This is a genomic window from Pseudomonas sp. PVC-3-1 (assembly GCF_057444315.1).
On record NZ_CM172023.1, the window covers coordinates 3,504,975 to 3,524,105 of the forward strand.

17 protein-coding genes and 1 pseudogene are annotated in these 19,131 nt (G+C 66.2%); 11 read left to right on the forward strand and 7 right to left on the reverse strand.

Translation table 11 applies throughout. From position 1 onward, the window contains the following. Positions 1 to 2: 2 nt before the first annotated feature. The 8 genes from AC2T4A_RS16475 (at position 3) to AC2T4A_RS16510 (ending at position 10,697) form a co-directional block, all read left to right on the forward strand. The gene (locus tag AC2T4A_RS16475; protein WP_401037052.1) at positions 3 to 944 is read left to right on the forward strand and encodes a DUF58 domain-containing protein; all 942 of its coding nucleotides are present in this window, start codon (positions 3 to 5) and stop codon (positions 942 to 944) included. Then, entirely contained in the window at positions 941 to 1,438 is a 498-nt protein-coding gene (locus AC2T4A_RS16480; RefSeq protein ID WP_486741206.1) for a DUF4381 domain-containing protein, read from the forward strand. Before AC2T4A_RS16475 ends, AC2T4A_RS16480 begins: the two co-directional genes overlap by 4 nt. Further along, positions 1,425 to 2,432, forward strand: a complete 1,008-nt coding sequence (locus tag AC2T4A_RS16485) for a VWA domain-containing protein (protein ID WP_486741207.1) — start codon at positions 1,425 to 1,427, stop codon at positions 2,430 to 2,432. The genes AC2T4A_RS16480 and AC2T4A_RS16485 overlap by 14 nt, the downstream gene beginning before the upstream one ends. After that, entirely contained in the window at positions 2,432 to 4,006 is a 1,575-nt protein-coding gene (locus AC2T4A_RS16490) for a vWA domain-containing protein (RefSeq protein WP_486741208.1), read from the forward strand. The genes AC2T4A_RS16485 and AC2T4A_RS16490 overlap by 1 nt, the downstream gene beginning before the upstream one ends. Continuing rightward, positions 4,003 to 5,331, forward strand: a complete 1,329-nt coding sequence (locus AC2T4A_RS16495) for a hypothetical protein (protein ID WP_486741209.1) — start codon at positions 4,003 to 4,005, stop codon at positions 5,329 to 5,331. Before AC2T4A_RS16490 ends, AC2T4A_RS16495 begins: the two co-directional genes overlap by 4 nt. 14 nt (positions 5,332 to 5,345) lie before the next feature. Continuing rightward, positions 5,346 to 6,341, forward strand: a complete 996-nt coding sequence (locus tag AC2T4A_RS16500; protein ID WP_486741210.1) for an HAD family hydrolase — start codon at positions 5,346 to 5,348, stop codon at positions 6,339 to 6,341. A gap of 110 nt (positions 6,342 to 6,451) precedes the next feature. Further along, a complete protein-coding gene (locus AC2T4A_RS16505; protein ID WP_486741211.1) occupies positions 6,452 to 8,026 on the forward strand; it encodes an arylsulfatase in 1,575 nt (524 codons plus the stop codon). A gap of 76 nt (positions 8,027 to 8,102) precedes the next feature. Beyond that, positions 8,103 to 10,697 carry a fused MFS/spermidine synthase gene (locus AC2T4A_RS16510; protein WP_486743690.1) on the forward strand — a complete coding sequence of 865 codons (2,595 nt, stop codon included), beginning with the start codon at positions 8,103 to 8,105 and terminating at the stop codon, positions 10,695 to 10,697. A 31-nt stretch (positions 10,698 to 10,728) separates the two neighbouring features. On the opposite strand, the gene AC2T4A_RS16515 is transcribed toward AC2T4A_RS16510, so the two are convergent. Genes AC2T4A_RS16515 through AC2T4A_RS16525 form a run of 3 tightly spaced genes read right to left on the reverse strand, consistent with a single transcriptional unit; the run spans position 10,729 to position 12,872 of the window. Continuing rightward, complete coding sequence (locus AC2T4A_RS16515) at positions 10,729 to 11,259, reverse strand: hypothetical protein (RefSeq protein WP_401037070.1); 531 nt, start codon at positions 11,257 to 11,259, stop codon at positions 10,729 to 10,731. 59 nt (positions 11,260 to 11,318) lie between these two features. Beyond that, positions 11,319 to 12,374: a c-type cytochrome gene (locus AC2T4A_RS16520; protein WP_486741212.1), complete on the reverse strand. Its 1,056-nt coding sequence runs from the start codon at positions 12,372 to 12,374 to the stop codon at positions 11,319 to 11,321. A 9-nt stretch (positions 12,375 to 12,383) separates the two neighbouring features. Next, positions 12,384 to 12,872, reverse strand: a complete 489-nt coding sequence (locus AC2T4A_RS16525; protein WP_486741213.1) for a c-type cytochrome — start codon at positions 12,870 to 12,872, stop codon at positions 12,384 to 12,386. 421 nt (positions 12,873 to 13,293) lie between these two features. Between AC2T4A_RS16525 and AC2T4A_RS16530 the strand changes: the two genes are divergently transcribed. Next, positions 13,294 to 13,692: a glycine zipper domain-containing protein gene (locus AC2T4A_RS16530; protein ID WP_486743691.1), complete on the forward strand. Its 399-nt coding sequence runs from the start codon at positions 13,294 to 13,296 to the stop codon at positions 13,690 to 13,692. A gap of 60 nt (positions 13,693 to 13,752) precedes the next feature. On the opposite strand, the pseudogene AC2T4A_RS16535 reads toward AC2T4A_RS16530, so the two are convergent. Continuing rightward, a pseudogene (locus AC2T4A_RS16535) lies at positions 13,753 to 13,998 on the reverse strand (aspartate-alanine antiporter-like transporter); the annotation flags it as partial. A 330-nt stretch (positions 13,999 to 14,328) separates the two neighbouring features. On the opposite strand from AC2T4A_RS16535, the gene AC2T4A_RS16540 reads away from it, so the two are divergent. Then, on the forward strand, positions 14,329 to 15,258 hold the full coding sequence (locus tag AC2T4A_RS16540; protein WP_486741214.1) for a LysR family transcriptional regulator: 930 nt from the start codon (positions 14,329 to 14,331) through the stop codon (positions 15,256 to 15,258). On the opposite strand, the gene AC2T4A_RS16545 is transcribed toward AC2T4A_RS16540, so the two are convergent. Together AC2T4A_RS16545 and AC2T4A_RS16550 are read right to left on the reverse strand one after the other, a co-directional pair. After that, positions 15,249 to 15,692, reverse strand: a complete 444-nt coding sequence (locus tag AC2T4A_RS16545) for a GlcG/HbpS family heme-binding protein (RefSeq protein WP_486741215.1) — start codon at positions 15,690 to 15,692, stop codon at positions 15,249 to 15,251. The genes AC2T4A_RS16540 and AC2T4A_RS16545 overlap by 10 nt on opposite strands. A 2-nt stretch (positions 15,693 to 15,694) precedes the next feature. Beyond that, positions 15,695 to 17,038 carry a metal-dependent hydrolase family protein gene (locus AC2T4A_RS16550; protein WP_486741216.1) on the reverse strand — a complete coding sequence of 448 codons (1,344 nt, stop codon included), beginning with the start codon at positions 17,036 to 17,038 and terminating at the stop codon, positions 15,695 to 15,697. A gap of 262 nt (positions 17,039 to 17,300) precedes the next feature. Here AC2T4A_RS16550 and AC2T4A_RS16555 point away from each other — a divergent pair, with 262 nt between their 5' ends. Next, complete coding sequence (locus AC2T4A_RS16555) at positions 17,301 to 17,681, forward strand: nuclear transport factor 2 family protein (RefSeq protein WP_192404910.1); 381 nt, start codon at positions 17,301 to 17,303, stop codon at positions 17,679 to 17,681. Positions 17,682 to 17,868: 187 nt separating this feature from the next. Here AC2T4A_RS16555 and AC2T4A_RS16560 read toward each other — a convergent pair whose 3' ends face one another. Then, a complete protein-coding gene (locus AC2T4A_RS16560) occupies positions 17,869 to 19,026 on the reverse strand; it encodes an alpha/beta hydrolase family protein (RefSeq protein WP_486741217.1) in 1,158 nt (385 codons plus the stop codon). Positions 19,027 to 19,131: the final 105 nt, after the last annotated feature.

Here is a 19,131-nt window from a genome sequence, read left to right on the forward strand (position 1 = left end):
CCATGGCCGAACCGCAGCCGGTCGCCGATGGTTTCGTCTACGCGTCGCTGGATCAGCTGATGCTCCTGGAACACCGGGTGCGCGGCCTGAGCTTTGTCTCGCGGCAGCCGCTTTCCAGCGTGCTGTCCGGCAGCCACGCGGCGCGCCTTCGCGGCCGCGGGCTGAGTTTCGACGAGCTGCGCCAGTACAACCCCGGCGACGACCTGCGCCACCTCGACTGGCGCGCCTCGCTGCGCTACGGCAAGCCCTTCGTGCGCAGCTACACCGAGGAACGTGACCGGCCGACGCTGCTGCTGGTGGATCAGCGCATGAGCATGTACTTCGGCTCCAGGCGCAGCTTCAAGTCGGTGCTCGCCGCCGAGCTGGCAGCGCTTGGTGCCTGGATGGCTTTGCAGGCCGGCGACCGAGTCGGCGGCCTGGTGTTCGGCGATCAGGCCATCGAATACATCCGCCCCTTGCGCAGCCGGGCGAGGGTGGAAGCGCTGTGCGCGGCCATCGTCCGTCACAACCACGCGCTGCAGGCCACGCGAAGTGACGACGACTCGCCCGGCCAGCTCGATCGCGTCCTGCGCCAATGCTTGGGCGTGGCCGGGCACGACAGCCTGGTGGTGATCATCAGCGACTTCGCCGGCGTCACCGAGCAGACGCTGCAATTGCTGCGGCAACTGAGCGCGCATAACGATGTGCTGGCCCTGCAGGTTTTCGATCCGATTGCACTGAAACTGCCCGACAGGGGCCGGGTAACCGTTACCCAGGGCGAGCTGCAGGTCGAGCTAGAGGTCGGTCGGCGCCAGGTCCAGCGGCCGCTGGGGGAGTTTCTCTCCGGGCGCCTGAAGGATGTCGCGACGCTGCTGCGCCGCAGCCAGGTGCCGCTGATGATGTTCAGCAGCGGCCGCGATGGTCTGGAACAGCTACGCGGCGAACTGGGGCGCCTGGCGCGATGAGCATTCCAAGCATCGACCAGCTCCAGGAATTGCCGGCGCCGCCGCTGGAGATCAGCTACTGGCCGCAGACCTGGGCCTGGGTGGTACTCGCCGTGCTGGTGCTACTGACGTTGGCGGCGTGGGCGGCCTGGCGTTACCGGAAATGGCAGCGTGATCGTTATCGGCGCGAGGCGCTGCTGCTGCTGGATGATCTGAGCGCGGCGCTGGGGGACCCGGAACGAAGGCTGGCGGCACTGCGCCAATTGCCGGCGCTGGTCAAGCGCGTGGCGCTGTCGATGCCCGGCGCAGAAGCCCCGGCGCCCCTGGGCGGCGGCGCCTGGCAGGCGTACCTGCAAAGTCGTAGCATGGTGACGCTGCCGGCGGATCTGGATCAGCGCCTCGCACTGCTGGCCTACGCGCCCGATGCCCGTGTGCAGGCGCTGGGCGAGCAGGACGTGCGGGCGTTGCTGGCAGCCTGCCGGGAGTGGGTCGAGGTGCACCATGTGGCAGCTTGACTACCCCTGGCTGCTGCTCCTGTTGCCATTGCCCTGGCTCGCCTGGCGCTACCTGCCGGCCTACCGCGAAGCGCGCAGCGCCTTGCGCGTGCCGTTTTTCGCCGCCATGAGCCAGGCGGCGGGTCAGGAGCCCAGCCGCGGCGGCGCTGCCGGCGGGCGCTGGCAGTTGCCGCTCAACTTGCTGGTCTGGGCGCTGCTGCTGGTCGCCTGCGCGCGGCCGGTACTGGTGGAAAAGCCCATCGAGCGTGTGCAGCCGATCCGCGACCTGATGCTGGCCATCGACATCTCCCAGTCCATGGAGACCAATGACTACCGCGACGCCGCGGGCAACCGCGTGGACCGCCTGAGCATCGTCAAGGGCGTCGTGCGCGACTTCATCGGCCAGCGCAAGGACGACCGTATCGGCCTGATCGTCTTTGGCACCGGCGCCTTCGCGCAGTCGCCACCCACGCTGGACCACGCCAGCCTGCTGATGCTGCTGGACGAGGTGGGCATCGGCATGGCCGGGCCCAATACCGCGTTGGGCGATGCCATCGGCCTGACCATCAAGCTGCTCGAGAAGGCGCCGGAGCAGCAGAAGGTTCTGATCCTGCTCACTGACGGCAACGACACCGGCAGTGCCATCACGCCCAGCCATGCCGCTTCCATGGCCCATGAACGCGGTGTGGTGGTGCACACCATCGGCATCGGCGACCCCGCCGCCAGCGGCGAGGCGAAGGTGGACCTGCAGACCTTGCAGGATATCGCCCGCACCACCGGTGGGCGTTTCTTCCGCGCCGGCGACCGCGAGGCGCTGCAGACGGTTTACGCGACGCTGGACCAGATCACCCCGCACCAGGTGAAAACCCTGAGCCACCAGCCCAAGCGCGACCTGTTCTGGCTGCCATTGGGCGCTGCGCTGTTGTTGCTGCTGGCGGCACACGTCGTGGCGGCCATCGCCGGTCGGCTGGCAGTGCCGCGCACGACATCCATCGGCCAGGAAGCGGAGCTCTGATGGACATCGACTTCAGCGCCTTCCATTTTCTGCGGCCCTGGTGGCTGTTGCTGCTACTGCCGGGCGTACTGTTGCCGTGGCTGTGGAGCCGGCGTCACGACCTGGCGCGACGCCTTGACGGGATCATTGCGCCGCATCTGTTGCAGCATCTGGTGATCACCCCGGTCGACCAGCACCGTGTGCGCCCGGTGCAACTGCTTGGCGCGCTGGTGGTAATCGGCGCCGTGGCCGCTTCCGGGCCTACCTGGGAGCAGGACCGCCCGGCCTTCCTGGAAAACCGCGCGCCGCTGATCCTGGCGCTGGACCTGTCGCCCTCCATGGCCGCCAGCGACGTGCCGCCCTCGCGCATCGAGGCGGCCAAGCACAAGCTGCACGACCTCATCGCGCGGCGGCCGGGCAGTTCGACGGCGCTCATTGCCTACGCCGGCAGCGCGCATCTGGTGCTGCCCGCCACCCAGGACGCCGGGTTGCTCGACAGCTTCCTGCAGGCGCTGGCGCCCGGCCTGATTCAGCGCAGCGGCAAGGACGCGCTGGGTGCCATCGAGATCGCCAAACGCCTGCTGGCCGCCGAACAATCGCCGGGCACTCTGGTGCTGCTGACCGATGGCGCCGACAAGGCGCAGTTCGATGCCATCGACAAGGCACTGCGTGGCACGGACCTGCAAGTGCTGGTGCTGGCGGTCGGCAGCCAGGATGGCGGACTGCTCGCCGGCAGCCAGCAGGATGCTGCCGGCCGCCCGTTGCTCGGCACGTTCGATGCGCAAGGGCTGAAAGACCTGGCGGACGCCGCCGATGCGCCGCTGGGCAGCCTGACCCTGAACGACGATGACCTGGACTGGATCGAGCTGCACGCCCAGCAACACTTCCAGGCGGCCCAGGGAGATGAGCAGCAATTGCACTGGAAGGACGCTGGCTACTGGCTGTGCTGGCCGGTGCTGTTGCTGGCGCTGTTGAGCGTGCGTAAAGGCTGGAAGGTGCATTGGCTGAGCGCTCTGCTGCTGGCGGCGAGCCTTGGCGGACTACCGCAGCCGGCGCGTGCCGGAACGCTGGCCGATGCCTTCTTCACCGCCGATCAGCAGGGGCGCTGGGCCTTCGAACACGGGCACTACCCGCAGGCGGCGGCGCACTTCCGCGATCCCTTCTGGAAAGGCCTGGCCGCCTACCGCGCGGCGGATTACGAACTGGCCCTGGCCAGCTTTGCCCGCCTGGATTCGGCGCAGGCGTATTTCTACCTGGGCAATACCTATGTGCGCCTGTCGAAGTTCGATCAGGCCATCGGCGCCTATCAGCAGGCCCTGGCGCGTCAGCCAGCGTTCCCGCAGGCCGCCGCCAACCTGGCGCTGGCCCAGGCGCTGGAGAAGGATCGCGAGGACCAGCAGCAAGCCGGCCCGCCTGACGAGAAGCCCGACCAGGAAGTCTTCGACAACAGCGGCGGCAAGGGCAGGGACGTGCCGCGCAAGGGGCAGCAGGCCGAATCGGACGAACAATGGCTGAACAACCTGAGCACCTCGCCCGCGCAGTTCCTGCGGCGCAAGTTCCTGCTGCAGGACGCGGCGACGGGGGCGGGATCATGAGGCGCGCGCTGGCGTTTTTCATGCTGTGCCTGCCGTTGTTCGGGCTGGCGGCCGAGCCGCAGGTGAAGGTCCGTGCCGAGCTGCAACCGGGCGACTCGGTGATGGTGGGCGGCACGCTGACGCTGCAGGTCGATCTGCTGGTGGACACCTGGTTCAGCCAGCCGCCGCAACTGCCGCCGTTGAAGCTGGCCGGCGCGGTGGTCTCCGAGCCTGCCAGCGAGGCCTCGCACCTCAACGAGAAGATGGACGGCCAGGCTTTCTTCGGCCTGCGCTACCGCTACCAGATCACCCCGCAGGCGGCGCGCCGCTTTGATATTCCTCCACTGGATATCCAGGTGCAGCCGGGGCAGGGCAGTGGCCCGATGCAGGTGCGCAGCCCGGCGCTGCACTTCACCGCCCGGCAGCCGGCAGGCGCGGACGCGGCGTCGGGGCAGCGGCTGGTGGCCAGCCAGCTCGCCATCAGCCAGGAACTCAAGGCCTCCCACGAACCGCTGCGCGTCGGGGACAGTGTGACGCGCACGCTGCATGTCCGCGCTCAGGGCGCCCAGGCCATGCTGATTCCCGCCCCGGTCTTCACCGACGTGGACGGGCTGCGCCGCTATGTGCAAGCGCCGACCGTGCAGCCGCTGAGCGATGGCCGTGGTGGCGTCCTGGGCGGCGAGCGCTTCGATGCGGTGACTTACGTGGTCAATCGCGCTGGAGACTTCCAGCTGCCCGCCATCGAGTTGCACTGGTGGGCTGCGGACAGCGGTGAGCCGCGCTCGGCCTCGGTGCCGGCATTGACGTTGTCGGCCCAGGCGGCAGCGGTTTACCAGGCGCCATTTTCCATCAGCGACGACCTACGCGAGCTCGGCCGCAAGGCGCAGGTTCGCATTGCCGGCCATTGGCTGGCTCTGGCCGCTGCACTACTGGTGCTGGCAGGTGTCGGCTTGGCCATCCGCAACTGGGGCGGCGCGCTGAGCACCCAGGCGAAAAACGCTTGGCAGCGCCACTGTCAGGCTTGGCGCGAGTCCCCCGCGTACGCCTGGAGACAGGTGCGCCGGCAGCTCAGGGGCGAGCCGCCGCAAGTGGGGGCGCTTTATCTTTGGCTTCGTCGGACCAATGGTTGTCGTGAAATGAGTGCGGCAATAGCTGAGCGCTCCGTCAAATCCGGCAATCCTTTGCTAGCTTTTCTCAGGGCCCGCTACGCGCGCCCAGGCCCGGAGGCGCAGCCGGGCGCCGCGCCCGCGCAATTGATCCAGGCGCTGCCGGAAATCCACCGGGAGATTGGCCACGGCAAGCAGAAGACCTCGCCGGCCCACGCTCTCAAACCGTTGAATCCGTGATCCAGGGATGTGACATGCCTTCGAACCTCGCTCGCCCCATCGCCCGTTGGATGCTCCTGCTGCTTTGGCTACCGCTGCTGGCCCAGGCCGCCGAGGATCTGCCATCGTGGAACGACGGGCCTTCACGGCAGGCGATCACGGGATTTGTCGAAGCCGTGACCCGCGAAGGCAGCAAGGACTTCGTGCCGCCAGCCGAACGCATTGCCGTGTTCGACAACGACGGCACCCTGTGGAGCGAGCAACCGATGTACTTCCAGGTGCTCTTTGCCCTGGACGAGGTGAAGCGCCAGGCGCCGCAGCACCCGGAATGGAAGCAGAAGCAGCCATTCAAGGCGGTGCTCGAAGGCGACCAGAAGACCCTGGCGGCCAGCGGCATGAACGGCATCCTGGCGATAGTCGCGGCGACGCATTCAGGCGTGAGCACAGACGAATTCATTGCCAACGCCCGCCGCTGGCTCGCCAGCGCCAAGCACCCGCGTAGCGGCAAACCGTACACCGAGATGGTCTTCCAGCCGATGCTGGAGTTGCTGGACTACCTGCGTGCCAATGGCTTCAAGATCTACATCGTCTCCGGCGGCGAAGTGGCGTTCATGCGTGCCTTCGCCGAGGAGGTCTACGGCATTCCGCCCGAGCAGGTGATCGGCACGACGCTGGGCAGCCGCTTCGAGGATCGCGACGGCGTGCTGTCGATTCAGCGCCTGCCCAAGCTGGTACACAACGACGACGGCCCCGGCAAACCCGAAAGCATCGACAGCATCATCGGCCGGCGGCCCATCCTGGCCTTCGGTAATTCCGACGGCGACCTGCAGATGCTGCAGTGGACCATGGCGGGCAATGGCTTGCGCCTCGCCGGCCTGGTGCACCACACGGACGCGCAGCGCGAGTGGGCTTATGACCAGCAGAGCAAGGTCGGGCGCCTGGACAAGGCGCTCGATACGGCGAAAAACAAGGAATGGGTGGTAGTGGACATGGCAGAGGAGTGGAAGCGGATCTATCCGTTCGACCAATAGAACACCAGCAAGCAACACCGCAGGGACACGGGGACATCCAGCTAGGCAGTCGGCATCTCCAGTGAACGCAGTCGTGGCAAATGACCAGTAACTGGAATGGAGAAACACCAATGAAGCGCACGGGAAGATGGATATCGCAGTTCGCCCTCGCGGCGACGGCGATAGTTGGGTGCTCGGTCGCCAGCGCGGCGGACAAGCCGAACATCCTGGTGATATTCGGCGACGATATCGGCCAGACCAACATCAGTGCCTACGCGTTCGGCGTGGTCGGCTACCAGACGCCGAACATCGACCGCATCGCCAAGGAAGGCATGATGTTCACCGACTACTACGCGGAGAACAGCTGCACCGCCGGCCGCTCGACGTTCATCACCGGACAGTCGATCCTGCGCACCGGCCTCTCGAAGGTGGGTATGCCGGGGGTACCGGTGGGCCTGCAGGACCGTGACGTGACCATTGCCCAAGCTCTCAAGGCACATGGCTATGCCACCGGGCAGTTCGGCAAGAATCACCTTGGCGATCGCGACGAATACTTGCCGACCAAGCACGGCTTCGACGAGTTCTTCGGCAACCTGTATCACCTGAATGCCGAGGAAGAGCCGGAGCGCCCCTACTGGCCCAAGGATGATGAGGCCTTCACCAAGGCCGCCTCGCCCCGTGGCGTGCTGAAGGCCACGGCTGACGGCAAGATCGAGGATACCGGTGCGCTGACCAGCAAGCGCATGGAAACCATCGACGACGACACCACCCAGGCCGCGATTAACTTCATGGACAAGCAGGTGAAGGCGGACAAGCCATTCTTCGTCTGGATGAACACCACGCGCATGCACGCCTTCACCCACGTGCGCGACTCCATGCAAGGGCAGAGCGGCATGCCAGGCAACGACTATGCCGACGGTATGCTTGAGCACGACGGCGATGTTGGCAAGCTGCTCAAGGCGGTGGATGACCTGAAGATTGCCGACAACACCATCGTCGTCTACACCACCGACAACGGCCCGAACCAGTGGTCCTGGCCGGATGCCGCCACCACGCCGTTCCGCAACGAGAAGAACTCCAACTGGGAGGGTGCCTACCGGGTGCCGGCGATGATTCGCTGGCCGAACCACATCAAGCCGGGCACCGTTTCCACACAGATGTTCTCAGGGCTGGACTGGTTCCCGACCCTGCTGGCGGCCATTGGCGATACCGACATCAAGGAGCGTCTGCTTAAGGGTGCCGATATTGGCGGTAAGAACTTCAAGGTGCACCTGGACGGTTACAACCAGCTGGACTACCTGACTGGCAAGACCGACAAGAGTGCGCGCCGCGAGTTCTACTACTTCAACGATGAAGCCGAGCTGGTGGGCATGCGTTTCGACAACTGGAAAATCGTCTGGTGCGAACAACGCGCACCGGGTGGCCTGCAAGTCTGGAGCGAGCCCTTCACATGCCTGCGGGTACCCAAGCTGTTCAACCTGCGCATGGACCCGTACGAGCGGGCTGACGTGGTTTCTGATCAGTACTACGACTGGCTGACCAAGAACGACTACCTGCTGTTCCAGGGTACTCGCAAGGCGGCAGCATTCCTGCAGACCTTCGTGGATTACCCGCCGAGCCAACGCCCGGCCAGCTTCAGCATCGACCAGATCCGCAAGGACGTGGATGCGAAGATCGAAGCCAAGATGAAGCAGGGCGCCAAGTAGTGAGTGGTAGCAGGGGCGCCTGTAACGAGGCGCCTCTCCCGTCCCCCGCGATAGCCTGGCTATCGCGGGGGCTTTACTGTCAGACAAGGTTGTTTCGATGCCTTCAGCGGTCAGCTCATCCCCGATGAACACCCTTCGTGTCAAACCGACGCAGTTGCGCTCGCAGCCAGGACTCGCAGCCTGGGGGCCGGCACTCCTGCTTTTCGCTTCGGGCGGATCGGCGTTGGTCTTTCAGGTGTTGTGGGTCAAGCAGCTGTCCCTGGTGGTGGGAGTGGAGGTGTACGCCGTCACCACCGCAATCAGCGCCTTCTTTGCCGGGCTGGCCCTGGGCGGCCTGGCCTTCGGACGACTGGCGGACCGCGTGGCGCGGCCACTGCAGCTGTATGCCGGTCTTGAATTCCTAGTGGCGCTGCTGGCCGTCGCCGCAACCGTGGCGCTGGCCAACGCCGCCAGCGCCTTTGCATTCCTCGAAGAAACGTTCGACTCCCTGGCTTGGGGGCTTCCATTCGGGCTGGTTGGCGTGCCGGCGTTCTTCATGGGCGGCACCCTGCCGGTGCTAGTGCGTGTGCTGGAACCCGCCGAAGGACAGATGGGCCGCGCCGGTGGGGGCCTGTATGCGGCCAACACGGCGGGTGCCATCGCCGGCACGCTGCTGGCAGCTTTTGTGCTGTTGCCCTGGCTGGGCGTGCTGGGCAGCGCCTGCGCGGCGGCGGTGTTCAACCTGTTCGCCGCCGCCGGAGCGCTACTGATCCGTCAGCAGGCGGCACGGACCGCCGCGCCCGACGCGCCCGACGCGCCCGACGCGCCCGACGCGCCCGACGCGCCGGCCACCGGACCGCGCAGCCGCGCGGCCCGCCTGGCCATCGGGCTTTACTGCGTCGCCGGTGGCGTGGCATTGGGTTACGAGGTGGTCTGGACGCAATCCATCGTCCAGTTCATGAGCACCCGCACCTTCGCCTTCGCCGTGGTGCTGGCCACCTACCTCTGCGGCCTGGTGCTGGGCAGCGCTCTGTATGCCCGCCGCGCCGACTCCATCCGTGATCCTTGGGGTCTGTTCGGGTTGCTCATCGCCGCCGCAGGGCTGTTGGCCATTGCGCAGATCGCCGGTCTCGGCAGCTGGCTGATCGGCCTGCAGACCCGCGTCGAATGGCTGGTGATGCAAGCCGGCGGCAGCGAGCTGGCAGGCATGTGTGCGCGCTTCGCGGTGGCGGCGCTGTGCGTGGTGTTCCTGCCGACGACCCTGCTGGGCGCGGCTTTCCCCATCGCCCTGCGGCTGTCGGTGGATCGCAACCACGTTGGCCGCGATGTCGGAGTCGTGGTGGCGCTCAACACGCTGGGCGGCATTGTCGGTGTCATGCTGACCGGCTTCGTTCTCGTTCCCGGATTGGGTCTGGTGCGCACGCTGGCCGTGCTCGGGACGCTGGCTGCCGTCATTGGCCTGCTGGCGGTCTGGTACGGCGAGGGCGTGAGCAGGAAGCTGCGCGTTGGCGTCATCGCCGTGGCGGTGCTTGCCGTGGCAATCGGCGCCCTGACGCCGCCGCAGCACCTGGCCGAGCTGATGCCGGGCGCGCGCAACGGCCGGATCGGCTTCTATGCCGAGGGCCGCGGCGGTACCGTGGCAGTCATCGAGCAGGGGCGGGGCGACAACCGCTTCAACCGCCTCTACATCCAGGGTGTTTCCAACACCGGCGATGCCATGCCATCGCTGCGCTACATGCGCCTGCAGGCGCTGCTGCCCCTGTTGATCCACAATGGCGAGCCGCGCTCGGCGCTGGTGATCGGTTTCGGCACCGGCATCACTGCCGGCGCCATGCTGCGCTACCGCGATCTGCAACACCCGGTGGTGGCCGAACTGCTGCCGGAGGTGCTGGCCGCCGCGCCGAGCTTCAAGGGCAATTTCGACGCCATCCACGAGCCGCGCCTGGACATCCGCCTGCGTGACGGCCGCCGCGAGCTGCTGCGCAGCGCCGAGCGCTACGACATGATCACCCTGGAACCGCCGCCGCCTTCGGCCGCAGGGGTGGTCAACCTGTATTCGCGTGATTTCTACCAGCTCGCTGCCTTGCGCCTGGAAGAGGGGGGCGTGGTTGCCCAGTGGTTGCCGTTGCCGACGCAGAACGACGAGGAAAGCCGCTCGCTGGTGCGCAGCTTCATCGACGTCTTCCCTTACGCCACGCTGTGGACCACGGAGTTCCACGAGATGCTGCTGGTGGGTTCGCTGCAGCCACTGCACCTGGACGTGACGACCATCCGCCGGCGCTTCGAGCAACCGGAAGTCGCCGCCGCGCTGGGGGAGGTCGGGATCGACTCGGTCGAAGCGCTGCTGGCCACCTGGGTCACCGACCGGGCGGGGCTGGAGCGTTACGCGGGCGATGCACTGCCGGTGACCGACGATCACCCGCGCATCGAGTACGCGCCCTGGGTCCGTCCGAAGGAAATCGCCCGCGTGCTGCCAGCCCTGCTCGCCCTGCGCACGGCGCCCCCGCTGGAGAACGTCCTGCCTTCGGTCCAGGCTTCGGTCGACGAGGGTTGGGTGCGGCTGCGGCGCTTCTACGACCTCAGCCTGCACGCCTACCAAGGCGACCGCCAGGCCTGGGCGCGTGACGCGCGGCAGGTGGTCCTGGATGACGGCGACAACCCCTATTACCGCTGGTTCCTGGGCGCGCCCTGAGGGCCCGCCCGGGCGTGCCACCTGACTCGGATCACTGAGCCGGGTTGTCGTCCTTGAGGCGGGGCGGAAGCGGGCCGAGGAACATCTTCCTCAGGCGCTCATGGCCGATCACCCGCGCCAGTTCCGAAATGACGCAGTACATGAAAATCAGGGTGATCAGCAGTATCTGCACCGCCCAGAAGCGCGGCCAGTTCATGGACGTCCACAGCATGGAGTTTGCGTCCAGCAGGCTGGGCGCTTCCTTCCAGTACTCGTAGAGCCGCTCCAGGTAGTGCACGAACAGGGCGACAAGCGCATACATCAAGGTCTTCCAGGTCACGTTCCAGATCAGCGGTTTTTCGGGGAAGCGATTGATGAAGGGCAGCATGTCGGCCACCAGTACCGACTTGCCGAGGACTAGGGATGCGATCAGTACCGAGGCCGTCACGGGCAGCGGTACCCCTGTGCCCTTGATCATCAGTGCGCGAATGGCGGCGACAATGTGCAGGATGACGAAGAAGAAGATGGTTGGCGGCAGCGCCTTGATGAACTCGTGTTTTGCCTTCTGCAGTATCGATGCCATGGGGCCTCCTGTTGGTACCCGGTCTCTCGGACTTACGTGCGTCGGTCGAATCGCTCGGTTCAATGTCCGACGCCCGCCGGGTAGGCCTGGCTACCCAGCAACACGCCGTCGACGGATTTTCCGTAGTAGCCCTGATCGGAGCCGTGGAAGCGTTTGGCCGTACTGGCGACATTGCCGTCGAAACGCGGATCCTGTGGCCGTTCCCGGCTGTTCAGGTAGGCCGCAACGTCCCAGGCCTGCTGGACGTTCAGTTGCACCGCCTTGCCCAGCGGCATGTTCTCGTAGATGAAGGTGGCCGCTGTGTTGACGCGGTGCATGCCGGCGCCCCAGTTGTACGAGTCGCTTCCCCATAGCGCCGGAATCACCGATACGTCAGCCATCTTGCGGCCTTCGCCTTGCGCGCCGTGGCAGACGGCGCAGTGTTGCGCGTAAACCTCTTCACCCCGTTGCGGGGAATAAGCTTGCGGTGGCTCGGGCAGGGCGGCGAAGGCGCGTCCGGGCATACGTTCTCGGCCTTCCATCTTCACCTTGCCGGTCAGCGGTCCCGGCAGCTTGAAGGATTCGTCCCGACCACCACGTTGCAGCGCTTCATCGCTAAGTTCGGGTACCGGTTTGTCCTCCATGCCGTACATGTCGAGCAGGCCGCCCATGAGCAGCCAGTAGGAGTAGGCGGAGATCGCCACCAACTCGGGCGAGCCGAGCTTAGGGGCCTTGCCGTTCATGGAGTAGTTGAAGCAACCCTGCACGCGTTCGGCGAAGTTGTTCACCCGATTGTCCTTCTTGCGGAAGGCCGGGTAGGCCAGGTACGCGGCCCAGAGGGGAGCGGCATAAGCCTTCGCGCCCGCATCGAGGTGGCAATTGGTGCAGTTCAGTTGGTTGCCGACGTAGCTTCCCTTGAGCTGCTGGGTGTTGACGATCAACTGATAGCCGCGGCGGACCTTGTCGCCAAAGGCACCGTCCGGGATCCGCGAAAGATCGCGCGGATTGAAGTAGTGGGCGTCCCTGGCCTTGGGTTGTGCGCTGATTTCTTCCATGGCGGTGGACACTGCATCGGCAGCGTGGGCGGGCAGCGCGATGCATCCCGCCAGCGACAGGTAGAGCAAGGGCCTGTTCATGAGCGCTCCTCAGCGAATCGCTGCCAGATAGCTGGCCAGCGCAGTGATGTCCTTGTCGTTCAGACGCTTGGCGATGGCTGCCATCATGCCGTCGGGATCGCCGCTGCGTTCGCCTTTGCGCCAGGCTTGCAGCTGGGCTTGCAGATAGCTCGCCTGCTGCCCGGCCAGTCTCGGGAAGGGGCCGCCGCCAATGGCCGAGGGGCCGTGACAACTGAAGCAGGCCGGGATGTCGCGAGCCATGTCGCCCTGGTAATAGAGCTTCTCTGCCGGTGAGCCGGCCGGGTTCTGACCTCGCACCTGTAGCGCCGGTGTCTTGCCCTGAGCCTCGAAATAGGCTGCGGCAGGCTGCAGCAGATCGGCCGAGGCATAGGCTTCGGCGATCGGCCCCATCAGCGCGTTGCTGCGTCGTCTTGAATTGAAGTTGGCGAGCTGTGCGGTGATGTAACTGGACGAAAGGCCGGCCAGCACTGGACCCTGCGCGGTGCCTTCGCCATGCATTCCATGGCAGACCGAACAGGCTTGAACGGAATCCGGTATTTCGTCGGCGATGGCCGCTCCGGCAATACATGAAAGAAGTACGACAGAAGGCCATCTGAGCATCGAGTTTCCCGCCTCTACATGCTGCGAATGCGCTGAGTGTAGACGGCATCATCAGTCGCGAGACGGTCGGCTGCCTCGCTGCCGGTACAAGCACTGAGCGTGCAAACTGGAAGAGGCAGAATTGGACACGCCGGCGAGGCGCTACGGGCGAGCTGCTGGCTGATTCTTCGCTGGGCGTGGTGAGGACTCGCCGAAGCGACGGGCGGGAATATAACGGGCCAATTGCTTGACTCAGGTCCATGAACCGTGAAGGTTGGTTTGTCCGCATGTTTTGCATCCTACAGACTGGTTGTCTTGTGTACAGTTTCTGGAGTCAATGATGCGAAAGTCCCTCTCTGCACTTGCATTTACCATCCTGGCGTCACAAGGCGTCATGGCGGGCGAGACCACGACCACAGCTGTCGGTGGCGGTGTCGGAGGTGCCCTGGGCAGCGTGGTGGGTAATGCCGTCGGCGGCAGCACTGGGGCTGCGATCGGCGCTGGAGTCGGCGGTGCTGCAGGCGGCGCGATGTCGGCGAAGAACGGGAAAAAGACCGAGGCGGCCATTGGTGGTGGACTCGGTGCGGCGGGTGGTCAGGTCATCGGCAGCAAGGTGGGCGGATCCACCGGTGGCCTTGTGGGTGCGGGGTTGGGCGGTGCTGCGGGCAGCGCCATCGGCAACAACCTGGCCGACGATGGCCATGACCACCACGACCATCACCACAAGCACCATCATTGACCGCTGTCCCCGGCGGACTCCTATGCTCTGACAATCAGCCGCTAATGGCGTTGTCAGGGCCACGATGATGGGGCCGCAGACTGTCAGCAGCAGGTGCGAAATGGCGTAGCAGACAGTGAAACCGGCCGCGGGGGGGGCTGCCGGATTGCTTGATGATCTTGTTCATCGATGCGGCCTCCGTCTGGGCGCTGGCCAGGGTACCGAGCAGGATCATTGGGTGGGCCTCAGGACGTAGCAGCCGAAATAGAGCTTTACCAGCGGCGGAATGATCGTGACGATCGCTCCCGCTACCAGCAGGACGGCGCCTTTCTTCTGGATGGTGGTAATGGACGGGCAACTGGCATCCCGAGCAATGCTAGGGCCGAAATGCGGATGCGCAGGCCATAACCAACAGCAGCAGGAAGAGATGCTCCGCACAGGTCGCTAGGCGGCTGGTGACTTGCGGGGGCATGCCCGGCAGCATGCGGTCATTCACCCTTTGGCCCCTTGGCTAATGTCCGCTAATGGCCGATAGCAGCCTCCTGCGAGCTGCACTACGAGGCCGCGGCGCGATGCTGGCGGAACTAGTTCCAATGGTGATATCAGGTAGCGCCAAATGCGATCTTTTACTCCGGTGTACCTGGGTATAAGTCCCCCATGCGCTACCGACGTCTTGATCTCAACCTACTGGTCGCCCTGGATGTGCTGCTCGAAGAGGGCAGCGTCAGCCGGGCGGCGCAGCGTCTCAATCTCGGCCAGTCCGCCACCAGCGCTGCACTGGGCCGGCTGCGTGAACATTTCCAGGACCCGCTGCTGGTGCCCCTGGGGCGGGGGCTGGTGCTGACGGCACTGGCGCGCCAGCTGGCGCCGAAGGTGCGCGAGGTGCTGAGCTTGGCCGGAGAGGTGGTGGAGACTTCCGCCGCCTTCGACCCTGCCCGCTGTGATCGGCGGTTCGCCCTGATAGCGTCGGACTATGTGGCGGCGACCCTGCTGCCGGCTGTAAGCCGTGAACTGGCGCGCCAGGCTCCCGCTGCCTCGCTGGTGCTGCGTGACCTGCCGCTGCCGCGCGACGGTGATGTGGTAGCCGAGGCGCTGGAGTACCGGCGCAGCGACCTGGTGATAGTCCCTCAGCGGCGGATCAACCCGCGTTACCCTCACGAGGCGCTGCTCAGCGATGAGCTGTGCTGCATCGTCTGCGCGGCCCATTCTGCTCACGAGGAATCGCTGAGCCTCGCTGCCTATTGTGCGGCTGGGCATGTGGTGCGCGAGTTTACCGATGGCCAGAACCTGTCGCTGGATACCCAGCACCTGCGGGAGATCGGTATCGAGCGCCGGGCAGCGGTGGCGGTGCAGAGCTTTGCCCTGATGGCCGAGTTCGTCGTCGGCACGCCGCGAATCGCCACGCTGTTCCGCCGCCAGGCTGAGTCGCTGGCGCGGCGTTATCCGCTGCGCGTGCTGTCGGCGCCCATTGAGTTCCCGGCGGCGGCGCAGGTGCTGCAATGGCACCCGCAGCAGGCCCTCGACCCTGCACTGGCCTGGCTCCGCCAGGTGCTGGCGGAGCAGGCCGCGCTGCTCGATCAGGATTGAGCAGAGCCCGTCTCGCCGTGCAGGCCGAGCTCCTCAATGGCCAGTAAAGCGCAGCGCTCGTCGTTATCCGAGGTATCGCCGCTAACACCGATGGCGCCCAGCAGCCGGTCTTCGCCGTCGCGCAGGAGAATACCGCCGGCCGCCGGAATCACCTCGCCAGCGGTGAGGCTGTTGATCGCATCGAAGAACGCCGGCATGGCCTGGGCGCGGCGCGCCAGTTCGCGGCCGCCGAAGCCCAGGCCCAGGCAGCCGCGCGCCTTGCCGGTGGCGATCTGCGGGCGGAGGAAGCTGGCCTGCTCGTCACGCAGCACGGCCAGCGGGTGACCGGCCGCATCCAGCACGGCGGCGGCCAGCGGGCGCGCGCCCTCGGCGCGGGCGTGACGCAGGGTGGCGGCAGCCAGGCGCGCGGCCAGTTCGAAGTCGAGATCGGTCATGTTCACTGGCTCCATTTACCCAGTTGGGCGACGCGGTCGCGGGTATACAGGTCGGTCCATTTCAGCGAGTTGAAGTCAGATACCTGCTTGGGGTTACAGGCGGTGCGTTGCAGGCGTACCGGCTCGCCGGCCTTGTACACGGCCTGCAGGCGGTTACGGTCTTGAAGAATGCGGATGTCTTCCAGCGGCGAGCCGTCGAGGATCAGCAGGTCGGCCTGCTTGCCCGTCTCCAGGGTGCCGAGGGTTTCGCCGCGGGGCATCAGGCGCGAGCCGACATTGGTGGCGGCATAGAGCGCTTCGGCGGGGGTGAAGTCCAGCCGGCGCACCAGCAGTTCCAGCTCGCGGGCGTGCCATTCGCCGTAGGGTGTCACGGCGAAACCGCTGTCGCTCCCGCAGGCGAAGGGGACGCCGGCGGCCTTGGCGCGCTTGAGTACCGGCGTGCCCAGTTCCAGGGTGCGCGCACAGTAGCCGGCGTAGCCGGTGGCGATGGCCGGGTCGTGGGGCTGGCAGAAGTCCACGGTGTTCTGTGGGAAGGTCATGGTCGGCGCGAGCACGCTGCCGGCTTCGAGCAGCGCCTCGATACAGGCGTCGTCCATGTAGAAGGCGTGGAAGACCAGGTCGACGCCGGCCTTGGCCGCGTACATGACCGCTTCGCGACCGTAGGCGTGGGTCGCCACGCGGCAGCCCAGGCGATGGGCTTCCTCGACCATCTCGCGGGTTTCGTCGGCGGTGAAGGCTGCGATGATCTCGCCATTGGGCCGGCGGTGCGTGCCGTCCATGGCGATCTTGATCAGGTCGACGCCGTCCTTGGCCTGCTTGCGGATTTGGGCGATGGCCTCGGTGCGGCTGGTGACCAGTGCGGCGGTGAAGTATTCCGGTGCGCCGACGCGGCTGGGGAACCAGTCGTTGAGGCTCTGCCGGTTGGTGATCACGCGGCTGCTGGCGGCGATGCGCGGGCCCTCGAAGAGCCCGGCGTTGACCGTGTTGCGCACGGCGATGCTGAGCTGGCCGCTGTCTCCGGGACAGACCATGGAGGTGACGCCGGCGGAGAGCACGTGCTGGGCGAAGAACAACCCGCGCAGAGCGCGGAATTCATCGCTGGTCCAGATATCGATGTCTTCCTCGCTCTGGGCGTTGCCGAAGGCCAGGTGGGTATGCACGTCGACCAGCCCCGGCATGACGAAGTCGCCGTGGACTTCGCGGTCCCTCGCTGCCGGGCGCGGCGCCTCGGCCGTCGGCCCTACGTGGCGGATCACGCCGTTCTCGATGATCAGTGTCTGTTGCTGGCGCGTTTCCAGGCCGGTGCCATCGAACAGGGTGGAGCAGTGCAGGTGCAGGGCGCCCATGGTCGGATTCTCCTCGTCTTGTTGTTTGCCGGCAGGCTAGTGCGGGCGTTCCGGCCGGCACCATCAGATATGGTCGATGGGCACCCATCGATGCCGTCGATACTTGGCGCAGGCCACGTGTTTCCTGCTCTTCATAGGAGGATGGGATGCTGCAGGACGGGTATCGGGAGTGGCGATGCCTGGCATGGCGATCGGCGATTTTTCCTGCGGCCGTGGCGAGGGCGAGGATGCGCCCGCCCATCAATCACCAAGGGAAAATCCCATGAAGGCTATTCGTGATCTGTTGCTGAATCTGGAAGCCGAACGCCAGCGCGCCCTGGTCGAGGAGGACCACACGCGGCTGGACGAACTGTTCGCCGATGAGTTGCTGTATGTGCACACCACCGGGCTGGTGCAGGACAAGGCGCAGTACCTAGACTATGCCCGCCACGCCGTGCGCTACCTGGCGGTGGAGCGTGGCGAGCTGGCGGTTCGTCTGTTCGGCGATGGACTGGCGCTGATGAGCGGCCCGCAGTGCAACCTGCTGCAGAAGCGCGGCGGCGGCGAGCCGGTGCGTGCCGAGGGTTTTGCCACGCAGCTCTGGGTGAAGGGCGAGGAGGGGTGGCGCATCGCGTCGTTCCATGGCACCCGCGCGCCGGCCTGACCTGAACCTACGAAGAACACCCGTCGCCGGCGTCGTAGCGAACCTGCAGGAGCGGGCCATGCCCGCGATCGCGCCCTTGGGGTGCTCGTGCCGGGGAGCGAGCAGCAAGAAAACGGCGCCAACGGGCGCCGTGGAGCGCGGGGGCGACGCCCCGCAGGAGCAGCGCCGGTGACCGGCGCAAGGGATTTCAGGCAGTGCGGCCACCCAGGGTTTCGGCGACCCAGTCGGCGATGTAGTGGCCGGCGTTGATGCTGTTGTCGAAGCTCGAATGCTGCACGCCGCCTTCGCGCTCGGTGAAGATCTTCAGCTCGCGTTTCGGGCTGTTCACCAGTTGTTCGTAAGTGCGGTGCGCCCATTTCAGCGGAATCTGCGAGTCCTTCTCGCCGTGGGTGACCAGGAAGGGCACGCGGATGCGCTCGAGCACGCCATCCAGGTGCACGTTCTCGGCGATGGTCATGAACTCGTCCATGTCCTTCGCGCCCCAGACCCACTGCACGTGCGCCCAATAGTGCGGCACCGGGAAGTTGCCTTCCTTCTCCAGGCGGCGCTTCTGCACGTCGCGCCAGTCGTGGTTGGCGCCCCACACCACACCGCAGGCGAAGCGCGGCTCGAAGGCCACTGCGCGCGGGCAGTAGTAACCGCCCAGGGAGACGCCCTCCAGGCCGATGCGCTTCGGGTCGACTTCGGGGTGGGTTTCCAGCCAGTCCACTACGCGGCTCGCCCAGTGCTCGCTGTCGTAGCGCGCGGTCAGGCCGTGCAGGCGCAGCGCCTCGCCGGTGCCGGGCTGGTCGATGATCAGCGAGGACACGCCGCGCCGGGCCAGCCAGGCCGGCAGGCCGACGCGGTATTTCATTTCCTTGGTCGAGTCCAGGCCATTGACCTGCACCAGCAGCGGCGTCGGGCCGTCGACGCCCTCGGCGCGCACCAGCAGGCCGGAGAGGTGCTTGCCCTCATAGGGGATTTCCACCCGCTCGCAGTTCTCCTTCGACAGGTCGATACCGCGCGCGAAGGTTTCCAGGAAGCGCTGGTACAGCGCTTCGCGGCCGGGTGCACCGTGGGCCTGCAGGCGTTCGCAGGTGAGGTAGTAGGTGGCCGCGCGGTTGTATTTCTCACCGGCGGAGAGGCGGCGGCCAGCGGCCTCGTCTTCTACGGCGAGGCCGCAGAGCTTGTCGGCCATCTTTGCCCAGGTCTCGCGGAAGGCCTGGGTGCCAGCGGCATCGGGCTGCTTGGCGGCCTCCTGCAGCGGGGCGCACATCTCCTCGATCTCGCCCAGGCGGGCGCCCATCTCGATGGCCAGGTCCACCGAGAGATTCCAGACGTAATTGGTGGGGAAGTAACGGAACATTCTTCTTGTCCTTCTGCGGTCGTAGAGTCCGGCGCCCGGAAACAGCGGCAGGCACGCAGGGCGCGGTTCGAAGGCAAGGTACGCAGGCGGGGTGGCGCGGGGCCA

Excerpts from the sequence above, each read along its gene's own strand:
- AC2T4A_RS16475 (WP_401037052.1), top strand. The coding sequence starts at position 3 with ATGGCCGAACCGCAGCCGGTCGCCGATGGTTTCGTCTACGCGTCGCTG.
- AC2T4A_RS16480 (WP_486741206.1), top strand. The coding sequence starts at position 941 with ATGAGCATTCCAAGCATCGACCAGCTCCAGGAATTGCCGGCGCCGCCG.
- AC2T4A_RS16485 (WP_486741207.1), top strand. The coding sequence starts at position 1,425 with ATGTGGCAGCTTGACTACCCCTGGCTGCTGCTCCTGTTGCCATTGCCC.
- AC2T4A_RS16490 (WP_486741208.1), top strand. The coding sequence starts at position 2,432 with ATGGACATCGACTTCAGCGCCTTCCATTTTCTGCGGCCCTGGTGGCTG.
- AC2T4A_RS16495 (WP_486741209.1), top strand. The coding sequence starts at position 4,003 with ATGAGGCGCGCGCTGGCGTTTTTCATGCTGTGCCTGCCGTTGTTCGGG.
- AC2T4A_RS16500 (WP_486741210.1), top strand. The coding sequence starts at position 5,346 with ATGCCTTCGAACCTCGCTCGCCCCATCGCCCGTTGGATGCTCCTGCTG.
- AC2T4A_RS16505 (WP_486741211.1), top strand. The coding sequence starts at position 6,452 with ATGAAGCGCACGGGAAGATGGATATCGCAGTTCGCCCTCGCGGCGACG.
- AC2T4A_RS16515 (WP_401037070.1), bottom strand. The coding sequence starts at position 11,259 with ATGGCATCGATACTGCAGAAGGCAAAACACGAGTTCATCAAGGCGCTG.
- AC2T4A_RS16520 (WP_486741212.1), bottom strand. The coding sequence starts at position 12,374 with ATGAACAGGCCCTTGCTCTACCTGTCGCTGGCGGGATGCATCGCGCTG.
- AC2T4A_RS16525 (WP_486741213.1), bottom strand. The coding sequence starts at position 12,872 with ATGCATGGCGAAGGCACCGCGCAGGGTCCAGTGCTGGCCGGCCTTTCG.
- AC2T4A_RS16530 (WP_486743691.1), top strand. The coding sequence starts at position 13,294 with ATGCGAAAGTCCCTCTCTGCACTTGCATTTACCATCCTGGCGTCACAA.
- AC2T4A_RS16540 (WP_486741214.1), top strand. The coding sequence starts at position 14,329 with ATGCGCTACCGACGTCTTGATCTCAACCTACTGGTCGCCCTGGATGTG.
- AC2T4A_RS16545 (WP_486741215.1), bottom strand. The coding sequence starts at position 15,692 with ATGACCGATCTCGACTTCGAACTGGCCGCGCGCCTGGCTGCCGCCACC.
- AC2T4A_RS16550 (WP_486741216.1), bottom strand. The coding sequence starts at position 17,038 with ATGGGCGCCCTGCACCTGCACTGCTCCACCCTGTTCGATGGCACCGGC.
- AC2T4A_RS16555 (WP_192404910.1), top strand. The coding sequence starts at position 17,301 with ATGAAGGCTATTCGTGATCTGTTGCTGAATCTGGAAGCCGAACGCCAG.
- AC2T4A_RS16560 (WP_486741217.1), bottom strand. The coding sequence starts at position 19,026 with ATGTTCCGTTACTTCCCCACCAATTACGTCTGGAATCTCTCGGTGGAC.